Source organism: Paenibacillus sp. FSL P2-0121 (assembly GCF_037975345.1).
Taxonomy (GTDB): Bacteria; Bacillota; Bacilli; order Paenibacillales; family Paenibacillaceae; genus Paenibacillus_AQ; species Paenibacillus_AQ odorifer.
On the sequence record NZ_CP150245.1, the window covers coordinates 6318387 to 6336674 of the forward strand.

Annotated in this window: 33 protein-coding genes; all 33 read right to left on the reverse strand. The window is 44.9% G+C overall.

Going from position 1 to position 18288, the window contains the following annotated elements:
- Positions 1–24 precede the first annotated feature (24 nt).
- Positions 25–390, reverse strand: a complete 366-nt coding sequence (gene rplQ / locus MKY54_RS27930; protein WP_019908254.1) for a 50S ribosomal protein L17 — start codon at positions 388–390, stop codon at positions 25–27.
- Positions 391–424: 34 nt separating this feature from the next.
- Positions 425–1369 carry a DNA-directed RNA polymerase subunit alpha gene (locus MKY54_RS27935; RefSeq protein ID WP_036680585.1) on the reverse strand — a complete coding sequence of 315 codons (945 nt, stop codon included), beginning with the start codon at positions 1367–1369 and terminating at the stop codon, positions 425–427.
- Between the two features lie 130 nt (positions 1370–1499).
- Positions 1500–1895, reverse strand: coding sequence for a 30S ribosomal protein S11 (gene rpsK, locus MKY54_RS27940; protein WP_019908251.1), 396 nt, complete (start codon positions 1893–1895; stop codon positions 1500–1502).
- A 19-nt stretch (positions 1896–1914) separates the two neighbouring features.
- Positions 1915–2283, reverse strand: a complete 369-nt coding sequence (gene rpsM / locus MKY54_RS27945) for a 30S ribosomal protein S13 (protein WP_036680583.1) — start codon at positions 2281–2283, stop codon at positions 1915–1917.
- Between the two features lie 19 nt (positions 2284–2302).
- The gene (rpmJ, locus tag MKY54_RS27950) at positions 2303–2416 is read right to left on the reverse strand and encodes a 50S ribosomal protein L36 (protein ID WP_003322638.1); all 114 of its coding nucleotides are present in this window, start codon (positions 2414–2416) and stop codon (positions 2303–2305) included.
- A 53-nt stretch (positions 2417–2469) separates the two neighbouring features.
- Complete coding sequence (gene infA / locus MKY54_RS27955; protein WP_036652996.1) at positions 2470–2685, reverse strand: translation initiation factor IF-1; 216 nt, start codon at positions 2683–2685, stop codon at positions 2470–2472.
- Positions 2686–2687: 2 nt separating this feature from the next.
- Positions 2688–2996, reverse strand: a complete 309-nt coding sequence (locus tag MKY54_RS27960) for a KOW domain-containing RNA-binding protein (RefSeq protein ID WP_036680581.1) — start codon at positions 2994–2996, stop codon at positions 2688–2690.
- A gap of 11 nt (positions 2997–3007) precedes the next feature.
- Complete coding sequence (map, locus tag MKY54_RS27965; RefSeq protein WP_038573450.1) at positions 3008–3760, reverse strand: type I methionyl aminopeptidase; 753 nt, start codon at positions 3758–3760, stop codon at positions 3008–3010.
- 4 nt (positions 3761–3764) lie between these two features.
- A complete protein-coding gene (locus tag MKY54_RS27970) occupies positions 3765–4409 on the reverse strand; it encodes an adenylate kinase (protein WP_038573451.1) in 645 nt (214 codons plus the stop codon).
- Positions 4410–4505: 96 nt separating this feature from the next.
- Positions 4506–5804: a preprotein translocase subunit SecY gene (gene secY, locus MKY54_RS27975; protein ID WP_036680571.1), complete on the reverse strand. Its 1299-nt coding sequence runs from the start codon at positions 5802–5804 to the stop codon at positions 4506–4508.
- Positions 5804–6244 carry a 50S ribosomal protein L15 gene (gene rplO, locus MKY54_RS27980; protein ID WP_036680569.1) on the reverse strand — a complete coding sequence of 147 codons (441 nt, stop codon included), beginning with the start codon at positions 6242–6244 and terminating at the stop codon, positions 5804–5806. The genes secY and rplO overlap by 1 nt, the downstream gene beginning before the upstream one ends.
- 40 nt (positions 6245–6284) lie before the next feature.
- Complete coding sequence (gene rpmD, locus MKY54_RS27985; protein WP_036680567.1) at positions 6285–6470, reverse strand: 50S ribosomal protein L30; 186 nt, start codon at positions 6468–6470, stop codon at positions 6285–6287.
- Between the two features lie 14 nt (positions 6471–6484).
- Positions 6485–6982: a 30S ribosomal protein S5 gene (gene rpsE, locus MKY54_RS27990; protein WP_036652980.1), complete on the reverse strand. Its 498-nt coding sequence runs from the start codon at positions 6980–6982 to the stop codon at positions 6485–6487.
- A gap of 27 nt (positions 6983–7009) precedes the next feature.
- Positions 7010–7378: a 50S ribosomal protein L18 gene (rplR, locus tag MKY54_RS27995; protein WP_036680564.1), complete on the reverse strand. Its 369-nt coding sequence runs from the start codon at positions 7376–7378 to the stop codon at positions 7010–7012.
- Positions 7379–7462: 84 nt separating this feature from the next.
- Entirely contained in the window at positions 7463–8005 is a 543-nt protein-coding gene (rplF, locus tag MKY54_RS28000) for a 50S ribosomal protein L6 (RefSeq protein ID WP_036680562.1), read from the reverse strand.
- Positions 8006–8035: 30 nt separating this feature from the next.
- A complete protein-coding gene (gene rpsH / locus MKY54_RS28005; RefSeq protein ID WP_036680560.1) occupies positions 8036–8434 on the reverse strand; it encodes a 30S ribosomal protein S8 in 399 nt (132 codons plus the stop codon).
- A 32-nt stretch (positions 8435–8466) separates the two neighbouring features.
- Positions 8467–8652 (reverse strand): type Z 30S ribosomal protein S14, encoded by a 186-nt coding sequence (locus tag MKY54_RS28010; RefSeq protein WP_013312154.1) that lies wholly within the window; start codon positions 8650–8652, stop codon positions 8467–8469.
- A 49-nt stretch (positions 8653–8701) separates the two neighbouring features.
- Positions 8702–9244: a 50S ribosomal protein L5 gene (rplE, locus tag MKY54_RS28015; protein WP_036680558.1), complete on the reverse strand. Its 543-nt coding sequence runs from the start codon at positions 9242–9244 to the stop codon at positions 8702–8704.
- Positions 9245–9275: 31 nt separating this feature from the next.
- Positions 9276–9629 carry a 50S ribosomal protein L24 gene (rplX, locus tag MKY54_RS28020; protein WP_076099615.1) on the reverse strand — a complete coding sequence of 118 codons (354 nt, stop codon included), beginning with the start codon at positions 9627–9629 and terminating at the stop codon, positions 9276–9278.
- A 48-nt stretch (positions 9630–9677) separates the two neighbouring features.
- A complete protein-coding gene (gene rplN / locus MKY54_RS28025) occupies positions 9678–10046 on the reverse strand; it encodes a 50S ribosomal protein L14 (RefSeq protein WP_036680556.1) in 369 nt (122 codons plus the stop codon).
- A gap of 38 nt (positions 10047–10084) precedes the next feature.
- Positions 10085–10351, reverse strand: a complete 267-nt coding sequence (rpsQ, locus tag MKY54_RS28030; RefSeq protein WP_036680554.1) for a 30S ribosomal protein S17 — start codon at positions 10349–10351, stop codon at positions 10085–10087.
- Positions 10352–10394: 43 nt separating this feature from the next.
- Positions 10395–10592, reverse strand: coding sequence for a 50S ribosomal protein L29 (gene rpmC / locus MKY54_RS28035; RefSeq protein WP_019908232.1), 198 nt, complete (start codon positions 10590–10592; stop codon positions 10395–10397).
- Positions 10582–11016 carry a 50S ribosomal protein L16 gene (gene rplP / locus MKY54_RS28040; RefSeq protein ID WP_036680552.1) on the reverse strand — a complete coding sequence of 145 codons (435 nt, stop codon included), beginning with the start codon at positions 11014–11016 and terminating at the stop codon, positions 10582–10584. The genes rpmC and rplP overlap by 11 nt, the downstream gene beginning before the upstream one ends.
- Before the next feature lie 2 nt (positions 11017–11018).
- Positions 11019–11684, reverse strand: coding sequence for a 30S ribosomal protein S3 (rpsC, locus tag MKY54_RS28045; RefSeq protein WP_038573452.1), 666 nt, complete (start codon positions 11682–11684; stop codon positions 11019–11021).
- A 13-nt stretch (positions 11685–11697) separates the two neighbouring features.
- Entirely contained in the window at positions 11698–12030 is a 333-nt protein-coding gene (rplV, locus tag MKY54_RS28050) for a 50S ribosomal protein L22 (RefSeq protein ID WP_036680546.1), read from the reverse strand.
- Positions 12031–12063: 33 nt separating this feature from the next.
- Positions 12064–12342, reverse strand: a complete 279-nt coding sequence (gene rpsS / locus MKY54_RS28055) for a 30S ribosomal protein S19 (protein ID WP_036652940.1) — start codon at positions 12340–12342, stop codon at positions 12064–12066.
- Positions 12343–12418: 76 nt separating this feature from the next.
- Complete coding sequence (rplB, locus tag MKY54_RS28060; protein WP_036680541.1) at positions 12419–13249, reverse strand: 50S ribosomal protein L2; 831 nt, start codon at positions 13247–13249, stop codon at positions 12419–12421.
- A 29-nt stretch (positions 13250–13278) separates the two neighbouring features.
- Positions 13279–13572, reverse strand: coding sequence for a 50S ribosomal protein L23 (gene rplW / locus MKY54_RS28065; RefSeq protein WP_036680537.1), 294 nt, complete (start codon positions 13570–13572; stop codon positions 13279–13281).
- Positions 13572–14195, reverse strand: coding sequence for a 50S ribosomal protein L4 (gene rplD, locus MKY54_RS28070; protein WP_036680536.1), 624 nt, complete (start codon positions 14193–14195; stop codon positions 13572–13574). The genes rplW and rplD overlap by 1 nt, the downstream gene beginning before the upstream one ends.
- A 25-nt stretch (positions 14196–14220) precedes the next feature.
- The gene (gene rplC / locus MKY54_RS28075) at positions 14221–14844 is read right to left on the reverse strand and encodes a 50S ribosomal protein L3 (protein ID WP_036680532.1); all 624 of its coding nucleotides are present in this window, start codon (positions 14842–14844) and stop codon (positions 14221–14223) included.
- Between the two features lie 42 nt (positions 14845–14886).
- Complete coding sequence (rpsJ, locus tag MKY54_RS28080; protein WP_017692074.1) at positions 14887–15195, reverse strand: 30S ribosomal protein S10; 309 nt, start codon at positions 15193–15195, stop codon at positions 14887–14889.
- Between the two features lie 225 nt (positions 15196–15420).
- On the reverse strand, positions 15421–16770 hold the full coding sequence (locus MKY54_RS28085) for a globin-coupled sensor protein (RefSeq protein ID WP_076280122.1): 1350 nt from the start codon (positions 16768–16770) through the stop codon (positions 15421–15423).
- A gap of 259 nt (positions 16771–17029) precedes the next feature.
- Positions 17030–18220, reverse strand: coding sequence for an elongation factor Tu (gene tuf / locus MKY54_RS28090; RefSeq protein WP_036680523.1), 1191 nt, complete (start codon positions 18218–18220; stop codon positions 17030–17032).
- Between the last annotated feature and the right edge of the window lie 68 nt (positions 18221–18288).

The window sequence follows — 18288 nt, forward strand, 5'->3', positions numbered from 1 at the left end:
CATCGGAAATCAATACTTGTGATACTACGCGCGGTCTACCAATTCAAGATAAACCATAGGCGCAGCGTCGCCACGACGAGGTCCTAGTTTAAGGATACGAGTGTATCCACCTGGACGCTCAGTGTAACGAGGAGCAATGTCAGAGAACAATTTTTGAATTGCATCTTGTTCACCATCAACAGTCTCGCGGCGAACAAATGCAGCTACTTGACGACGAGCATGAAGATCACCTTTTTTAGCTTTAGTGATCAGCTTTTCAGCGATAGAACGAACTTCTTTCGCTTTAGCTTCCGTTGTTTGGATGCGCTCGTATAAAAACAGATCCGTTACCATGTCGCGAAATAACGCTTTACGCGCACTGGAATCACGGCCCAATTTTTGGTATGCCATTGTGTTTTCCCTCCTTTACTAAAGCAATCTGCAGCTATTCTTCTGTGCGGAGACCCAAACCAAGTTCCTCAAGCTTTTCCTGAACTTCTTCCAAAGATTTGCGACCAAGGTTACGCACCTTCATCATATCTTCTTCAGTCTTCGTGGTAAGCTCTTGTACGGTATTAATACCAGCACGTTTGAGGCAGTTGTAGGAACGAACAGAAAGATCAAGCTCTTCGATTGTCATCTCAAGTACTTTTTCTTTTTTGTCTTCTTCTTTTTCAACCATAATTTCGGCGTCTTTCGCTTCGTCCGTAAGACCTACGAACAGAACGAGGTGCTCGTTCAAAATTTTGGCTCCGAGGCTTACAGCCTCTTCCGGTCTGATACTTCCATCCGTCCAAATTTCAAGCGTCAATTTGTCGTAGTTAGTCACTTGACCAACACGTGTATTGTCTATGCCGTAGTTAACGCGTGAAATTGGAGTGTAGATGGAGTCAACTGGAATAACACCAATTGGCTGATCGTCACGTTTGTTCCGGTCCGCTTGGACATAGCCGCGACCACGGCCTGCAAAAATACGCATATGAAGTCTCGCACCAGGTCCCAGCGTTGCAATGTGAAGATCCGGATTGAGGATCTCAACATCGCTGTCCGCACGGATATCACCTGCGGTAACGATGCCTTCCCCTTCAGCATCAATCTCGAACACTTTTTCCTCGTCTGAATGAATCTTCAGAGACAAGGCTTTAAGGTTCAGAATGATTTCCGTCACATCTTCCATTACGCCTGGAACGGTCGAGAACTCATGCAGAACGCCGTCAATTTGGACCGAAGTCACTGCGGCTCCTGGAAGCGAAGAAAGCAATATCCGGCGAAGCGAGTTCCCCAGAGTCGTGCCATACCCACGTTCCAGCGGTTCAACTACGAATTTCCCATAGGTACCTTCATCATTAGCTTCTACGGTCTCAATCTTCGGCTTTTCGATTTCTATCACGAGTTTACCCCTCCTTCAACGTCGCTCCTATATGAAACTGTCACCCCATCAGGTGCATCATGTAGTATGCCTAAACACCTATTATTAGCAGATGCGTCAGAATTATACCACATTCACAATACTGATTTCACTATACGCGACGACGCTTAGGCGGACGGCATCCATTGTGAGGAACCGGAGTTACGTCTTTAATAAGGTTAACTTCAAGCCCTGCAGCTTGAAGGGAACGGATGGCTGCTTCGCGGCCCGCGCCCGGTCCTTTAACCATAACCTCAACCGACTTCATGCCGTGCTCCATAGCTGCTTTAGCTGCTGATTCAGCTGCCATTTGCGCTGCGAATGGAGTGGACTTACGGGAACCTTTAAATCCTTGGCCGCCGGAGCTTGCCCAGGAAATTGCATTTCCGTGAGGATCCGTGATGGTAACGATGGTGTTGTTGAACGTGGAACGAATATGTGCCACGCCGGATTCGATATTTTTACGGTCGCGACGTTTGGTACGTACGACTTTTTTCGGTTTAGCCATTGTCTCTTATCCCCCCTTATTATTTCTTTTTGTTTGCTACCGTACGACGCGGGCCTTTCCGGGTACGGGCATTCGTTTTAGTACGTTGACCGCGAACAGGCAATCCACGACGGTGGCGAACACCGCGGTAACAGCCGATCTCAGTAAGACGTTTAATATTTAAGGAAATTTCACGACGCAGGTCACCTTCAACCTTAACCGTTTTGTCGATCGTTTCACGCAGTTTGCTGACTTCATCTTCCGTCAAATCACGGACACGTGTATTAGCGCTAATGCCTGTTTCATTAAGAATTTTCTGAGAAGTCGTTTTACCGATTCCGAAAATATAAGTCAAGGCGATCTCAACGCGTTTGTCACGTGGCAAATCCACTCCAGCTATACGAGCCATTTTACGCTACACCCCCTTCTTAACCTTGTTTTTGTTTGTGTTTCGGATTTTCGCAAATCACCATAACAGTCCCTTTGCGGCGGATTACTTTACATTTCTCGCAAATGGGCTTTACAGAAGGTCTTACCTTCATGTTAATTACCTCCTCAAAGTTTTGCGAAGCAAAACTTTTTTCGTAGTTCCCATCTATTTACGGTAAGTTATACGACCTTTTGATAAATCATAAGGCGATAACTGCACGACCACTTTGTCTCCGGTCAAAATACGGATAAAGTGCATCCGCAATTTACCGGATACATGGGCAAGTATTTGATGACCGTTCTCAAGCTCAACCTTAAACGTTGCGTTTGGCAACGGTTCAAGGACAGTACCTTCTACTTCAATGACATCTTCCTTAGCCACAGTTAGTCTCCTTTCTCATCAGCACTTATTCCGGTGGGTCCAGCATACTTCATGACTGCGAATCGCAGCTTTCCGTTTGTTACCCGCCCAGTTTCCTTCAAACTGTCCACAACCTCACTGCTGATGAAGGGTATGAGCTCAAGATGAAGAATATTCTTCTTCTTTGGCCCATCAAACTTACGTTTGTCTCCATCTGCAATGTATACAAATCTGCTATCAACAACTGCGATAACAACGGCTGCCTCTCCGGCATCTTTGCCTTTGAGAATTCTCACTAATTGACCAACCTGCGGGCTGCTCACAGTATTCAAGAGGAGATCACCTACGCATTCAGTTTTGTGAAAATTTCCATGCCGTCCGGAGTAACTGCTACTGTATGCTCGAAGTGAGCACATAGTGAGCCATCAACCGTAACGACAGTCCAGTTATCTTCCAGTGTTCTGACATGTCTCTTTCCTGCGTTTACCATCGGCTCAATCGCGAGCACCATACCCGGTTTCAGACGTGGTCCGCGGTCCGCTATGCCATAATTCGGAATTTGCGGTTCTTCATGCAGTTTTGCCCCAATACCATGACCAACATACTCACGTACGACTGAAAAACCAGCCTCTTCGATGTATTGCTGAATAGCATGGGAGATTGTAAACAAGCGCACATCCGGCTTAACTAACGCCAGTCCCGCGTACAAGGAGCCTTCCGTAACGTCCAGCAAACGCTGAGCCTCTTCGGAAATGCTGCCCACACCGTAGGTCCAGGCGGAATCACCGTGATAACCGCGGTACTCTGCACCGATATCCAGCGTAACAATATCGCCTTCGATCAGTTTACGTTTACCAGGAAATCCATGCACTAATTGTTCGTTGACTGAAGCGCAAATGCTGGCAGGAAAACCGTTGTAGCCTTTGAAAGACGGCACAGCATCTTGACTGCGAATGTATTGATCGGCGATTCTGTCGAGCTCACCCGTTGTAATGCCAGGCTCAATGGCCTGAGCAATAAGACGGTGACTCTCGGCAACAATTCGACCAGCTTCCCTCATAAAGGCAAGTTCCTGTTCGGATTTACAAATGATCATTACATTAACCCCGCATTAAAGACACGATTTCAGAAGTAACGACATTAATTTCGTTTTCCCCGTTTACCTGACGCAAAAGACCTTTATTATCATAAAACGCAAGCAGCGGCGCTGTTTTATTATCATACTCATCCAGGCGCTTGCCTACACTTTCTTCGTTGTCATCCGGACGTTGATATAATTCACCGCCATCAATGTCGCAAATGCCATCTTGCTTCGGCGGGTTGAAGATTAAATGGTAGGATGCTCCGCAAACGCTGCAGATACGACGTCCAGTAAGACGCGCCATTAGCAATCCACGGTCAACATTCAAGTTGATGACATGATCCAAAGAAGTGTTCAAACGGCTAAGAATATCATCCAGCGCTTCCGCTTGCGAAAGAGTTCTTGGAAAACCATCCAATAGAAATCCTTTTTCGCAATCGGACTGCTGCAGCCGTTCTTCGACTATCCCAATGGTCACATCATCTGGTACAAGCAAACCTTGATCTATAAATGATTTGGCCTTCAATCCTACCGGAGTTTCCTGTTTGATTGCCAAACGGAAAGCATCTCCTGTCGAAATATGAGGAATACCAAATTCTTTAACGATTTCTGCCGCTTGTGTTCCCTTGCCTGCCCCAGGAGGGCCCATGAATAAAATGTTCACGATTTCTCTCTCCCCCCAAAAGTTCGCCACCAAGCAAGAAACAGCATAATAGGTGCCGGGAAGAATAAAAACTTAAGCTTCACCGGAACCTATCACCTATTTATTGATGAAGCCTTTGTAATGGCGTTTGATCAAATGGCTCTCGATCTGCTTCATAGTATCCAATGCCACGCCGATTACGATAAGCAGCGCAGTGCCACCAATTCGAACTTCTTTGGGCAATCCAGATATAGCACCGAAGAACATCGGTAGTACAGAGATCAAAGCTAGAAACAACGCGCCTGACATAGTCAACCGAGACATTACTCTAGTCAGATATTTCTCTGTAGCTTTACCAGGACGAATACCTGGGATGTAACCACCATTCTTCTTCATATTATCGGCCATCTGCTGAGGATTCATCTGTACGAACGTATAGAAGAACGTAAACCCGATGATCATCACTACATATAGAAGCATACCAAGCGGAGCATCGGTTGCCAAATATTTGGTAATCCATTGTGCCCAAGCATGTGTTGACCAGAAACTGGAGAGAACAACTGGGAACTGAAGCAATGATACGGCGAAGATTACCGGAATTACACCTGCCGCATTAATTTTCAGCGGAATATGTGTATTCTGTCCACCGTACATTTTGTTGCCAACTACGCGTTTAGCATATTGAACAGGAATCTTCCGAATACCTTGCTGCACGAAGATAACTGCTGTAATAATCGCTACAATCACAATCAGCACAATAACGACTTTAAGAATATTCAGGAACACCTGATCCGGCTGAATAAAGCTTGAGTTAGCCGTACTTGTGATATATCCCGGGATACCGGCGACGATTCCCGCAAAAATCAGGATCGAAATCCCGTTCCCGATTCCCTTTTCGGTAATCTGTTCACCAAGCCACATCAAGAAAGAAGTACCTGCCGTCAAGATAATGGCAACCAGCAAGTAATCAGCAAATGTCGCATTCGGCATCATTTGAGTATTGTATATCCGGTTAAACCCTATCGACGTAGCAAAACCTTGGATCAGGGCTAATATCACTGTACCGTAACGAGTGATTTGCGCCAATTGTTTTTTTCCGTGCTCCCCTTGTTTAGCCCATTCAGCAAACTTAGGAACAACATCCATCGACAGCAATTGCACGATGATGGATGCTGTAATGTACGGATAAATACTGATCGCAAATATCGAGAAGTTTTTGAGCGCTCCGCCCGAGAAGGTGTTCAATAGTCCCATCAAAGCGTCACCGCTCTGATTTGCTGTTGCCAGTACATCTTTGTTTACACCAGGAACCGGAACAAACGAACCGATACGGTAGATAAACAGAATGAACAAGGTAAACAGGATCTTTTTGCGCAAATCTTCAACATGCCAGATATTCTTAAGCGTCTTGAACATTAGATCACCTCGGTTTTACCGCCGGCAGCCTCGATTTTCTCTACCGCAGATTGAGAGAACTTATTTGCTTGTACAGTCAATTTTACGGTCAACTCACCGTTGCCGAGAATCTTGATGCCGCTTTTGGAATTCTTGACAACACCAGTTTCAAGCAACAACTGCGGAGTCACTTCAGTTCCTTCTGCAAAGCTATTCAGATCTTCCAGGTTCACAATCGCATACTCTTTACGGGTAGGATTGACGAAACCACGTTTAGGCAGACGACGATAGAGCGGATTTTGTCCACCCTCGAAGCCCGGACGAACACCACCGCCAGAACGTGAGTTTTGACCTTTGTGACCGCGACCGGAAGTTTTACCATTTCCGCTACTAGGACCACGACCAACGCGATTGCGTTCTTTGCGGGAACCAGGAGCTGGAGCAAGTTCATGTAACTTCATCGTTTGCACCTCCTTATGTTTGTTAATTTATGCGAGGCGATTAGCCTTCAATTTCAGTTACAGATAGCAAGTGACTCACTTTATTGATCATTCCGCGAATTGCAGGACTGTCATTGTGAACCACTGTCGTGTTGAGTTTACGCAGGCCGAGCGTCTTAACAGTAACACGTTGTGTTTCTGGACGTCCGATTACACTACGTACGAGGGTAATTTGCAATTTTGCCATTGACGTTCCCCTCCTTAACCGCGCAATTCTTCGACAGATTTGCCGCGAAGTTTCGCGACCTCTTCAATGCGTTTCAGACGGGAAAGTCCCTCCAAAGTTGCATTGACCATGTTCATGGAATTCGAAGAACCCAGTGATTTTGTCAAAATGTCGCCAACGCCTGCCAATTCCAATACGGCACGAACTGGACCGCCAGCGATAACGCCAGTACCCTCTGATGCTGGTTTCAGCAACACGCGTCCTGCGCCGAAGTGTCCAGTAACGAGATGGGGAATCGAAGTTCCTACGATTGGGATGTGAATCAGGTTTTTCTTGGCGTCTTCAATGCCTTTACGGATGGCATCCGGAACTTCGCCGGCTTTACCGATACCAGCACCGACGTAGCCGTTGCCGTCGCCCACAACAACAAGTGCACTAAAGCTGAAACGGCGTCCGCCTTTTACAACTTTTGCAACACGGTTAATGTGTACAACTCTTTCTGTCAGTTCTAAACTGTTCGGATCTACACGCAAGTCGTTAACCTCCTTTTAAGAATTATTCTAGAATTCAAGACCAGCTTCACGAGCTGCATCAGCCAATGCTTGAATCCGTCCATGGTACAAGTAACCTCCGCGGTCGAATACGACCACTGCATATCCTTTTTCTTTGGCACGCTCAGCGACCAATTGGCCAACTTTCGCTGCAGCTTCAACGCTGCCGCCATTACCGATGTTAGCGCTCAGATCTTTATCAAGTGTAGAAGCGGATACGATAGTAACCCCTTTAACATCATCGATCAGTTGAGCGTAGATGTGTTTCGAAGAACGGAATACGTTCAAACGTGGACGCTCAGTAGTTCCCTGGATCTTCTTACGAACACGCAGGTGTCTTTTGAGACGAGCCTTGTTTTTATCTTCTTTTGTAATCATGACTTCCCTTTCACTCCCTTCAGTTTGCCGTAAACAGCTTCACTTTAAGATGCACGGGGTATCTTACAATTAAGTTTAAACTGGTTATTTCTTCTTACCAGCTTTACCTTCTTTGCGGATGATACGCTCGCCTTCATATTTGATACCTTTACCTTTATACGGTTCTGGTTCACGAACGGAACGGATTTTAGCAGCGTATGCGCCAACGCGTTCTTTATCGATACCTTTAACGATGATCTTCGTGTTCGCAGGAACTTCGAACTCGATACCAGCTTCCGGTGTAATTTCAACCGGGTGGGAATAACCAACGTTCAGAACGATTTTATCTCCGGATTTGCTTGCACGATATCCGACCCCAACCAGTTCCAGAGATTTCGAGAAACCTTCAGTCACACCTGCTACCATGTTGTTGACAACGGAGCGGGTTGTGCCGTGAAGTGAACGATGCAATTTGTTATCCGACGGGCGAACAACGGTAATTTCGTTATTTTCAACTGTAACCTTCATGTCTTTATGAAGCTCACGAGTCAAAGAACCTTTTGGACCTTTTACTGTAATAACGGCGTTGTCCAAAGTGACATCTACACCGCTAGGTACTGCGATTGGTTTGCGACCAATACGAGACATGTGTTGCACCTCCTTATCTTGTGACGTTTATTACCAAATGTAGCAGACAACTTCTCCGCCAGATTTTGATTGACGAGCTTCTTTGTCGGTCATAACTCCCTTAGATGTGGAGATAATCGCGATTCCTAGACCACCGAGTACACGAGGCACTTCATTGCTCTTCGTGTATACGCGAAGGCCTGGTTTACTGATTCTTTTCAAACCAGAAATAACACGCTCTTGGTTAGGGCCGTATTTCAAGAAGATACGGATAATCCCTTGTTTGCTATCTTCAACGAATTCCGCATCGCGGATGAAACCTTCACGCTTCAAAATGTCAGCGATTTGTTTCTTCATAGTAGAAGCAGGCATTTCTACCGTCTCGTGACGCACAATGTTAGCGTTACGAATACGAGTAAGCATATCTGCAATAGGATCAGACATAGTCATGTGTGTAAACCTCCTTCCCGTTTATAAACTTCTTACCAACTTGCTTTTTTCACGCCAGGGATCTGGCCTTTATAAGCTAATTCACGGAAACAAATTCTGCAAATTTTGAACTTTTGCAGTACCGAATGTGGACGACCACAACGTTCGCAACGTGTATATGCACGTACTTTAAACTTAGGCGTACGTTGTTGTTTAACTTTCATCGAAGTTTTTGCCACTTAGCCTGACACCTCCTAAACATTTTCGGAGAAAATGGATTAACCGACTTTATTTTGCGAAAGGCATTCCCAGCTGACCCAGCAGCTCGCGGGATTCCTCGTCCGTCTTAGCAGTCGTTACAATAACGATGTCCATACCGCGGACTTTATCCACTTTGTCATATTCGATCTCGGGGAAGATCAATTGTTCTTTAAGACCAAGTGTGTAGTTACCACGGCCGTCAAAGGCTTTAGTGGAAACACCACGGAAGTCACGTACACGTGGAAGTGTTACGTTGAACAATTTGTCCAAGAAGTAATACATACGCTCTCCGCGCAGTGTTACTTTAACCCCAATCGGCATATTTTCGCGTAGTTTGAAACCAGCGATGGATTTTTTAGCTTTAGTGATTACTGGTTTTTGACCAGCGATCAACTGCATGTCATTAACTGCAGCATCAAGTACTTTGGAGTTTTGAACAGCGTCACCCACACCCATGTTGATGACAACCTTCTCGATCTTAGGCACTTGCATAACAGTTGTATAGTTAAACTTCTGCATCAAAGCAGGTGTAATTTCGTTAAGAAAACGTTCTTTCATTCTTGCTGCCATGAAGATTTAACCTCCTTTCTTAAGGGCTAGATTAGTCGATAATCTCTCCGGATCTTTTAGCAATCCGAACTTTTTTACCATTGTCCAAAACTTTGTAACCGATACGGGTTACTTTGCCGGTCTTCGGATCGATGTGCATTACGTTGGACACATGAATCGAAGCTTCCTGCTCAATAATTCCACCCTGTGGATTCAGCTGGTTCGGCTTTTGGTGTTTTTTCACCATATTGACGCCTTCTACCAGAACGCGGTTTTCACGAGGATAAGCAGCGATGACACGGCCTTTTTTGCCTTTGTCTTTACCACTGATCACAAGCACCACGTCATCTTTCTTCACGTGCAGTTTATTGTTATGGGATTCCAGAACTTTTTTCACTCTAGGCATTTATTACACCTCCTATAACTAACCTTCAACTTATTGGTGCCGTGTTTATTAGATAACTTCCGGTGCCAAGGAAACGATCTTCATGTAGTCTTTATCGCGAAGTTCGCGAGCAACTGGTCCAAAGATACGTGTTCCACGAGGGCTTCTGTCGTCTTTAACAACAACAGCTGCATTTTCGTCGAATGCGATGTAAGATCCATCTTTACGACGAACGGAACGTTTCGTACGAACAACTACCGCTCTAACAACATCACCTTTTTTGACAACGCCGCCTGGTGTTGCTTGTTTAACGGAACAAACGATCAAATCACCGATTGCTGCTGTACGGCGTCCAGTACCACCCAGTACGCGGATACACATCAGTTCCTTCGCACCAGAGTTGTCAGCCACATGCAAACGTGTAAATGGTTGAATCATTATAATTTCCTCCTTCCGGAAAAACTCTCTTGATTATCTTAGATGATAACCGCTGCTTCTACCACTTCAACTAGTCTCCAACGTTTGTCCTTAGACAACGGACGAGTTTCCATGAGTTTTACGGTATCGCCAATCTTTGCAACATTTCCCTCATCATGTGCTTTGAATTTCTTCGTAGACTTGATGCGTTTGTGGTACAAATTGTGTTTCTTATAGGTTTCAACAGCAACTACGATGGTTTTATCCATTTTATCACTGACCACTTTACCGATTAGCACTTTACGTGCATTACGTTCTTCACTCATTAGTTAGCCTCCTTCCTGAATACGGATCTGCGATCCGTCTCACTTAACTAATCCCAAGCACTCTTTGATGGATCACGGTTTTAGCACGAGCTATTTCCTTACGCACGTCACGAATCCGAGTTGGGTTGTCCAATTGGCCAGTTGCCAATTGAAAACGGAGATTAAAAAGTTCCTCTTTGAATCCAGCGATCTTTTGTTCAATCTCAGCAGTGGTTAAGTTGCGAAGTTCATTAGCTTTCATTTGCTTCACCACCCAATTCTTCACGTTTCACAAACTTAGTCTTTACAGGCAGCTTGTGAGCGGCAAGACGCATCGCTTCACGAGCGATTTCTTCCGACACGCCTCCGAGTTCGAACATAATCTTGCCCGGTTTAACTACGGCTACCCATTTCTCAACGTTACCTTTACCACTACCCATACGAACCTCGAGAGGCTTTTGAGTAATAGGTTTATCTGGGAAAATCTTGATCCAAACTTGACCGCCACGTTTGATATAACGTGTCATCGCGATACGAGCAGCTTCGATCTGACGGTTAGTGATCCAAGACGGTTCAAGTGCAACCAGGCCGAATTCGCCGAAGTTCAATTCAGTACCGCCTTTTGCCATACCCTTCATGTGTCCGCGTTGTTGCTTGCGGTGTTTTACGCGTTTTGGTACCAACATGATTAGTTGCCTCCTTCCTGAGCAGCTTGTTTCTTAGCTGGGGGAAGAACTTCTCCACGGTAGATCCATACTTTTACGCCGATAAGACCGTAAGTAGTATGTGCTTCAGCCGTTCCGTAATCGATATCGGCACGAAGCGTATGAAGTGGAACTGTTCCTTCGCTATAACCTTCTGAACGAGCAATCTCAGCTCCGCCAAGACGTCCGCCCACTTGAGTTTTAATCCCTTTTGCGCCAGAACGCATAGTTCTTTGAATCGCTTGTTTGAGGGCACGACGGAACGATACACGACGTTCCAATTGTTGAGCAATGCTCTCAGCTACAAGAATTGCATCCAATTCAGGGTGCTTGATTTCATTGATGTTGATGTGTACTTTTTTGCCACCAGCGATTGCTGTAACTGCGCTGCGAAGTACTTCTACTTCTGCTCCGCCTTTACCAATAACCATACCTGGTTTAGCTGTATGAATTGTAACGTTCACGCGGCTAGCCGCTCTTTCGATCTCGATATGGGAAACAGCGGAATCCTTCAATTTGCCTTTAAGGTATTCCCGGATTTTGACGTCTTCCATCAGAAGAGTACCGAAATCTTTTCCTGCATACCATTTAGATTCCCAATCGCGAATAATACCGATTCGGAGTCCGATTGGATTTACCTTTTGACCCACGTGTTATCCCTCCTTATTTCTCAGATACCACCAGTGTAATGTGGCTCGTGCGTTTATTGATCCGACTTGCGCGGCCCATGGCGCGCGGACGGAAACGTTTCATAGTAGGTCCTTGGTTAACGAAAACCTCGCTAACGAACAAACTGTTCACGTCCAAAGAATAGTTATGCTCAGCATTCGCAATTGCCGAATTAAGCAACTTTTCAACGACCGGAGAAGCGGATTTCGGAGTGTGGCGAAGAATAGCAATTGCTTCCCCCACTTGCTTACCACGAATCAAGTCAACAACCAGTTTCGCTTTACGAGCGGAAATTCGCACCGATCTTGCATGTGCTTTTGCTTCCATTGTTTAACCTCCTTTCAAACAGAGACCTTATTATTATCTTCTTGTTTTCTTATCGTCACCCGCGTGGCCTTTGTAAGTACGTGTTGGCGCGAACTCGCCCAACTTGTGACCTACCATATCTTCTGTTACGTATACAGGCACGTGTTTACGGCCGTCATATACACCAAACGTATGTCCGATAAACTGAGGGAAAATGGTTGAGCGACGGGACCAAGTTTTAACAACAACCTTTTTCTCAGCCTCGTTCAGTTCCTCAACTTTTTTAAGCAGGTAGCCATCGATAAACGGCCCCTTCTTTAAACTGCGACCCATGTGTGAATCCTCCCTTCATCCGGTTCTTCAAACCGCGAATCGACGCTTCGCGCTTTATTAACTTGCCAGAAGCGTCTTATTTAGTGCGGCGGCGAACGATATATTTATCAGATGCCTTGTTTTTCTTACGCGTTTTGTAACCAAGGGTTGGTTTGCCCCATGGAGACATTGGCGATTTACGTCCGATTGGAGCGCGACCTTCACCACCACCGTGTGGGTGATCGTTAGGGTTCATTACTACCCCGCGAACTTCAGGACGACGGCCGAGCCAGCGACTACGTCCAGCTTTACCGATTTTGATCAATTCGTGATCTTCGTTACCTACGGAACCGATAGTTGCACGGCATACGCTAAGGATCTTACGAACCTCACCGGATGACAAACGAACGGAACAGTATTTTTCTTCTTTACCAAGCAATTGAGCTTCTGTACCAGCTGCACGAACCAATTGTCCGCCTTTACCTGGTTTCAACTCAATGTTGTGGATAACTGTACCTACTGGAATGTTCTCCAGTGGAAGACTGTTACCAATTTTGATGTCGGCCGCAGGACCGGACTCTACTTTATCCCCAACTCTTAGTCCTTTAGGAGCGATGATATAACGTTTCTCTCCATCAGCATAGTGGATCAAAGCAATATTAGATGTGCGGTTCGGGTCATACTCGATTGTAGCAACGCTACCTGGTATGCCGTCTTTAGTCCGCTTGAAGTCGATAATACGGTATTTACGTTTATGTCCGCCGCCATGGTGACGAACCGTAATTTTACCTTGGTTGTTGCGTCCCGCATGTTTGAACAGCGGAGAAAGCAACGATTTCTCTGGCTGGTTTGTTGTAATTTCTTCAAACGTAGACACGGACATAGCGCGTCTTGCCGGAGAGGTCGGTTTGTACTTTTTGATTGGCACTGTAGTTCCCTCCTTACTTCAACAGAGTATTATTCTACCGCTTCAAAAAATTCAAGCGGTTTGCTGTCCGGGCTAAGCTTAACGATGGCTTTTTTCCACTCTGGAGTGTAACCAGAATATTTACCATAACGTTTCAGTTTGCCAGGTACGCGCATTGTGTTCACATTAGTTACTTTTACTTTGAAAATAGCCTCGACAGCTTTTTTGATTTCGGTTTTGTTAGCACGGATATCCACTTCAAAAGCGTATTTCATTTCGCTCATGTAGTCGGAAGTACGTTCCGTAATCACCGGACGTTTGATAATATCACGAGGATCTTTCATTACGCGAACACCTCCTCTACCTTCAGAACTGCTTCTTTAGTGATGATCAGTTTGTCGTACGTCAGTACGTCAAGAACATTAATGCCGTCAGCCGCTACGAATTTCACCCCAGGGATGTTACGAGCGGAAAGTGCTACGTTATCATCATAGCTAGTAGCTACGATCAACGCTTTACGATCTACTTTCAGGTTGTTCAAGATTGCTGCGAATTCTTTCGTCTTCGGAGCATTCATTGTCAAGCTATCCAATACGATAATGTCATTCTCGAGTACTTTCGAGGACAAAGCGGATTTGATCGCCAAACGACGAACCTTCTTAGGCAGTTTCCAGGAATAGCTACGTGGTGTTGGTCCGAAGACAACGCCGCCGCCTTTCCATTGTGGAGAACGAATGGAGCCTTGACGAGCGCGACCTGTACCTTTTTGTTTCCAAGGTTTACGTCCACCGCCACGAACTTCAGAACGTCCTTTTACTTTGTGTGTACCACGACGTAGGGAAGCTCTTTGCATAAGCGCAGCTTCATGTAGAACGTGCTCATTCGGTTCAATACCGAATACTGTATCGCTCAGTTCCACTTCACCAACTTCGTTGCCACTAATATTAAAAAGTGTTACTTTTGGCATTTCATGTTCCTCCTTTCTTCAATAATTATTTCTTAACGGTTTGTTTAACTTTCACGAAGCTGTTTTTAGGACCTGGGATAGCGCCTTTAACCAGCAATACGTTACGTTCAACATCAACCTTGATAATTTCAAGCTTTTGAACCGTAATAGTCGTGTGACCCATATGTCCTGGAAGGCGTTTGCCCTTAGGAACACGGTTAGCTTGGATAGAACCCATGGAACCCGGTCTTCTGTGGTAACGCGATCCGTGTGCCATTGGTCCGCGACTTTGTCCCCAACGTTTGATGTTACCTTGGAAACCTTTACCTTTAGATGTACCAGTTACGTCAACAAATTCGCCCTCAGCAAAGATATCAGCCTTCAGCTCTTGTCCAACCTCGAGAGACCCGAGATCAACACCGCGAATTTCACGAACGTAGCGCTTAGGTGTTGCATTTGCCTTTTTGGCGTGACCCTGTTCAGGCTTATTGGAGCGTTTTTCTTTTTTATCAGAAAAGCCCAATTGCACTGCTTCATATCCGTCGATATTCAGGTCTTTCTTTTGCAGTACTACACAAGGGCCTGCTTCGATAACAGTAACAGGAATTACGTTACCTTCTGGAGTAAACACTTGAGTCATACCGAGTTTTTTTCCTAAGATACCTTTCAATGTTGACACCTCTTTTCTTTTCCTAAATTACTTAAAATAGAATTACAATTTGATTTCGATATCTACACCGGACGGTAGATCCAAGCGCATCAAGGCATCCACAGTTTGTGGTGTTGGGTTCACAATATCGATCAAACGTTTGTGAGTCCGTTGTTCAAACTGTTCACGGGAATCCTTGTACTTGTGTACCGCACGGAGAATAGTAATGATTTGCTTCTCAGTTGGTAACGGAATCGGCCCGGACACACCTGCACCCGAACGTTTTGCTGTTTCAACAATCTTCTCAGCGGATTGATCAAGAATTCTGTGGTCGTATGCTTTCAAGCGAATACGAATTTTTTGCTTTGCCATTTTAGTCCCTCCTTCTATCGCCCAATTTGGTATCGGACATACTCCGTGAAAATTTTCTGACCTCGTCCCCATGGCAAAGGGGCCGGGTGTGTCAGTAACCTCTCACATCATCGCAACGTCTCAGAACAACATTTATTATTATATATAATAGGCAGCAGTATTGCAAGCGAAAATAGAAAAACAACGCATATTTTTTTCATGCACTGTTCTTCTACTATATATATGTTAAAGATTCTCTGTGGCAGACTTAAAAAACTCTGCGGAGGAAGCAGTCTGAGCCGTTGCTGTTCCGATCCCCTCAATGGTTTGGATTAAGGTTCTTATTTCTTCTTCCACTATTACAATCTCCTGTGTACTGCTACGCATAGCGTCTACAATATCAGAGAACAAAAGACTAGTCTCGACCGATTGGTGCTTCCCATTCTTAGTTAACTCCTGCACCTTACGAATCTCTTCTACAACCTGCTGAGTGAGTAGACCTGATTTATTTGTTAGCTCTACGATCTGAATTACAGTACTCTTAGTATCCTCTGCAAGCCGGCTAACTTCTTGAGCAACCACACTAAAACCTCTACCATGCTCACCGGCTCTAGCGGCTTCAATCGTTGCATTAAGTGAGAGGATTTTAGTCTGATCGGCAATTTCCCTTACTGAGTTCACAATTTTTTGAATTTGCTTAGAGGAATCGCTTAACTCAATGATCGAGTCTTCCATCTCGCTGGTGGTCTGATATATAAGATTAATTTGCTCAGTCAAATCACCCAAGTGTTCATGCCCATCTGTAGCTAATCCCTGTGACTCCAGGGCGGATGCAGCGGTACGTTGGAATGTTCTACTTACTTCATTGCTGCTTGCCACTAGCTGCTTCACAGCAGCATTAGTATCGATGCTATAATCTATCAATTCAACGCTAAACTCTGAAATTTTTTGTTTTAATTCATTTTTCACCAATAGATATTGCTCTTCCTTCTCTTTTATGTTCTCCTTCTCATATTCTTCTAGAACCAGCTGCTGCTCAAGGTTAAGGAGTTTGGTCACGGTCTGAACCACTCGAAGGCGTGTATTATCATCGTTTGTTTCATTATATATAACGCGTATAAATACGTTCTGAAGATTCTGAAAAGCAGATAAGTACCATTTGGGCTCAAGCCCTACTTTTTTATGAATATTAGCGATCAATAGACGCTTTGCTATGTACTCATCATCAACCTTTCCATTAAAAATCTCTAGAATATGCCCACGAAGAGTAGTTTTTAACCTGTCTATACTGCTATGCTCTAAAATAATAGCTTCAAGTTTATTTACGCCTAATACCGAATTGTAAAATTGATCAATGATATAGTCTATATTTTGCTCAACAACAGGTTTCACCCTGCGTAGTAAGTTCAAATCTGCTTCAGTTAGATCAATCATTCTCATCTGCTCGTTAAGCTCACCATGTCCATCCAGCTTATGAAAAGACTCTGCCACAGAATGATTCTGATCCTTGAAGTCTAAGGAATGAGAGGCAGGAGAATCCACATTATTATTACGTGCAGTTAACGCATGCATGAAGGAAAAAGGACATTTCCCCATATTACCACTCTCCCACAATTCCTATTATTTTACATTATTATTCCTCCTTCATTTTACTCTATCATTAGTATAATTGTAAACAATTGATTGTTGTAATTTGACGAATTATGTAGAAAAAGATCATATTGTTATGCTTTATTATCAATTGGTGTCGAATAATACATTATTCTCAGAAAAAACAAAAAAGCCCCTGATTCTCCGCAAGAAGAATCAGGGGTGTTTGTAATTCGGAATCTACCCGCAGATAGAAGTCGAATTATTATTTTTGGATAGAAGCTACGCTACCAGCACCAACCGTACGGCCACCTTCGCGAATGGAGAATTTAGTACCTTCTTCAATAGCGATTGGGGAGATCAGTTGTACGGTTACGGAGATGTTATCACCAGGCATAACCATTTCAGTACCTTCTGGCAAGTTGATGATACCAGTTACGTCAGTTGTACGGAAGTAGAACTGTGGACGGTATCCAGTGAAGAAAGGCTTGTGACGGCCACCTTCTTCTTTTGTCAGAACGTAAATTTGAGCAGTGAACTCAGTGTGTGGTTTAACGGAGTTCGGCTTAGCCAATACTTGACCACGCTCGATCATGTTACGGTCAACACCACGAAGCAATGCTCCGATGTTGTCCCCAGCTTGAGCGGAATCCAGCAATTTACGGAACATTTCTACGCCCGTAACTACGGATTTCTTAGTATCTTCGTGAATACCAACGATTTCGATTTCTTCTCCGACTTTAACTGTTCCGCGTTCTACGCGACCAGTTGCCACAGTACCGCGGCCAGTGATGGAGAATACGTCTTCGACAGGCATCAAGAAAGGCTTGTCAGTTTGACGCTCAGGAAGTGGAATGTACTCATCGATTGTTTCAAACATTTCGATGATTTTTTTAGCGTAATCGCCATCTGGGTTTTGCAGAGCTTCACGAGCAGAACCACGGATGATTGGAGTATCGTCGCCTGGGAAGTCATACTCGCTAAGCAAGTCGCGAACTTCCATTTCAACCAATTCCAACAACTCTTCGTCTTCAACCATGTCGCATTTGTTCAAGAAGACAACGATGTAAGGAACGCCTACTTGACGGGACAACAGGATGTGCTCGCGAGTTTGTGGCATTGGGCCATCAGCTGCGGATACAACCAGGATAGCTCCGTCCATTTGCGCTGCGCCAGTGATCATGTTTTTAACATAGTCGGCGTGACCAGGGCAGTCTACGTGAGCGTAGTGACGGTTAGGAGTTTCATATTCAACGTGGGAAGTGGAGATTGTGATACCACGTTCGCGCTCTTCAGGAGCTTTGTCGATTTGATCGAATGCGATAGCTGCGCCACCGTAAGTTTTGGACAATACAGTAGTGATTGCAGCAGTCAGAGTCGTTTTACCATGGTCGACGTGACCAATAGTACCGATGTTAACGTGCGGTTTGTTACGTTCAAACTTTGCCTTTGCCATTTGAACAGTTCCTCCTTAATGTGGGGTTCCTTATATTTGAGCCGCCCGCATACCTGTAATCTTAGATG

What these genes read in the sequence shown, in the direction of transcription:
- rplQ (WP_019908254.1), bottom strand. Translation starts at nt 390, where the DNA reads ATGGCATACCAAAAATTGGGCCGTGATTCCAGTGCGCGTAAAGCGTTA.
- rpsK (WP_019908251.1), bottom strand. Translation starts at nt 1,895, where the DNA reads ATGGCTAAACCGAAAAAAGTCGTACGTACCAAACGTCGCGACCGTAAA.
- rpsM (WP_036680583.1), bottom strand. Translation starts at nt 2,283, where the DNA reads ATGGCTCGTATAGCTGGAGTGGATTTGCCACGTGACAAACGCGTTGAG.
- rpmJ (WP_003322638.1), bottom strand. Translation starts at nt 2,416, where the DNA reads ATGAAGGTAAGACCTTCTGTAAAGCCCATTTGCGAGAAATGTAAAGTA.
- map (WP_038573450.1), bottom strand. Translation starts at nt 3,760, where the DNA reads ATGATCATTTGTAAATCCGAACAGGAACTTGCCTTTATGAGGGAAGCT.
- secY (WP_036680571.1), bottom strand. Translation starts at nt 5,804, where the DNA reads ATGTTCAAGACGCTTAAGAATATCTGGCATGTTGAAGATTTGCGCAAA.
- rplO (WP_036680569.1), bottom strand. Translation starts at nt 6,244, where the DNA reads ATGAAGTTACATGAACTTGCTCCAGCTCCTGGTTCCCGCAAAGAACGC.
- rpmD (WP_036680567.1), bottom strand. Translation starts at nt 6,470, where the DNA reads ATGGCAAAATTGCAAATTACCCTCGTACGTAGTGTAATCGGACGTCCA.
- rplR (WP_036680564.1), bottom strand. Translation starts at nt 7,378, where the DNA reads ATGATTACAAAAGAAGATAAAAACAAGGCTCGTCTCAAAAGACACCTG.
- rplF (WP_036680562.1), bottom strand. Translation starts at nt 8,005, where the DNA reads ATGTCTCGTATTGGTCGCAAACCAATCGCAGTACCTAGCGGTGTAGAT.
- rpsH (WP_036680560.1), bottom strand. Translation starts at nt 8,434, where the DNA reads ATGACTATGTCTGATCCTATTGCAGATATGCTTACTCGTATTCGTAAC.
- rplE (WP_036680558.1), bottom strand. Translation starts at nt 9,244, where the DNA reads ATGGCAGCAAGAATGAAAGAACGTTTTCTTAACGAAATTACACCTGCT.
- rplX (WP_076099615.1), bottom strand. Translation starts at nt 9,629, where the DNA reads ATGCCTAGAGTGAAAAAAGTTCTGGAATCCCATAACAATAAACTGCAC.
- rplN (WP_036680556.1), bottom strand. Translation starts at nt 10,046, where the DNA reads ATGATTCAACCATTTACACGTTTGCATGTGGCTGACAACTCTGGTGCG.
- rpsQ (WP_036680554.1), bottom strand. Translation starts at nt 10,351, where the DNA reads ATGAGTGAAGAACGTAATGCACGTAAAGTGCTAATCGGTAAAGTGGTC.
- rpmC (WP_019908232.1), bottom strand. Translation starts at nt 10,592, where the DNA reads ATGAAAGCTAATGAACTTCGCAACTTAACCACTGCTGAGATTGAACAA.
- rplP (WP_036680552.1), bottom strand. Translation starts at nt 11,016, where the DNA reads ATGTTGGTACCAAAACGCGTAAAACACCGCAAGCAACAACGCGGACAC.
- rplV (WP_036680546.1), bottom strand. Translation starts at nt 12,030, where the DNA reads ATGGAAGCAAAAGCACATGCAAGATCGGTGCGAATTTCCGCTCGTAAA.
- rpsS (WP_036652940.1), bottom strand. Translation starts at nt 12,342, where the DNA reads ATGGGTCGCAGTTTAAAGAAGGGGCCGTTTATCGATGGCTACCTGCTT.
- rplW (WP_036680537.1), bottom strand. Translation starts at nt 13,572, where the DNA reads ATGAAAGATCCTCGTGATATTATCAAACGTCCGGTGATTACGGAACGT.
- rplD (WP_036680536.1), bottom strand. Translation starts at nt 14,195, where the DNA reads ATGCCAAAAGTAACACTTTTTAATATTAGTGGCAACGAAGTTGGTGAA.
- rpsJ (WP_017692074.1), bottom strand. Translation starts at nt 15,195, where the DNA reads ATGGCAAAGCAAAAAATTCGTATTCGCTTGAAAGCATACGACCACAGA.
- MKY54_RS28085 (WP_076280122.1), bottom strand. Translation starts at nt 16,770, where the DNA reads ATGGGGAAATGTCCTTTTTCCTTCATGCATGCGTTAACTGCACGTAAT.
- tuf (WP_036680523.1), bottom strand. Translation starts at nt 18,220, where the DNA reads ATGGCAAAGGCAAAGTTTGAACGTAACAAACCGCACGTTAACATCGGT.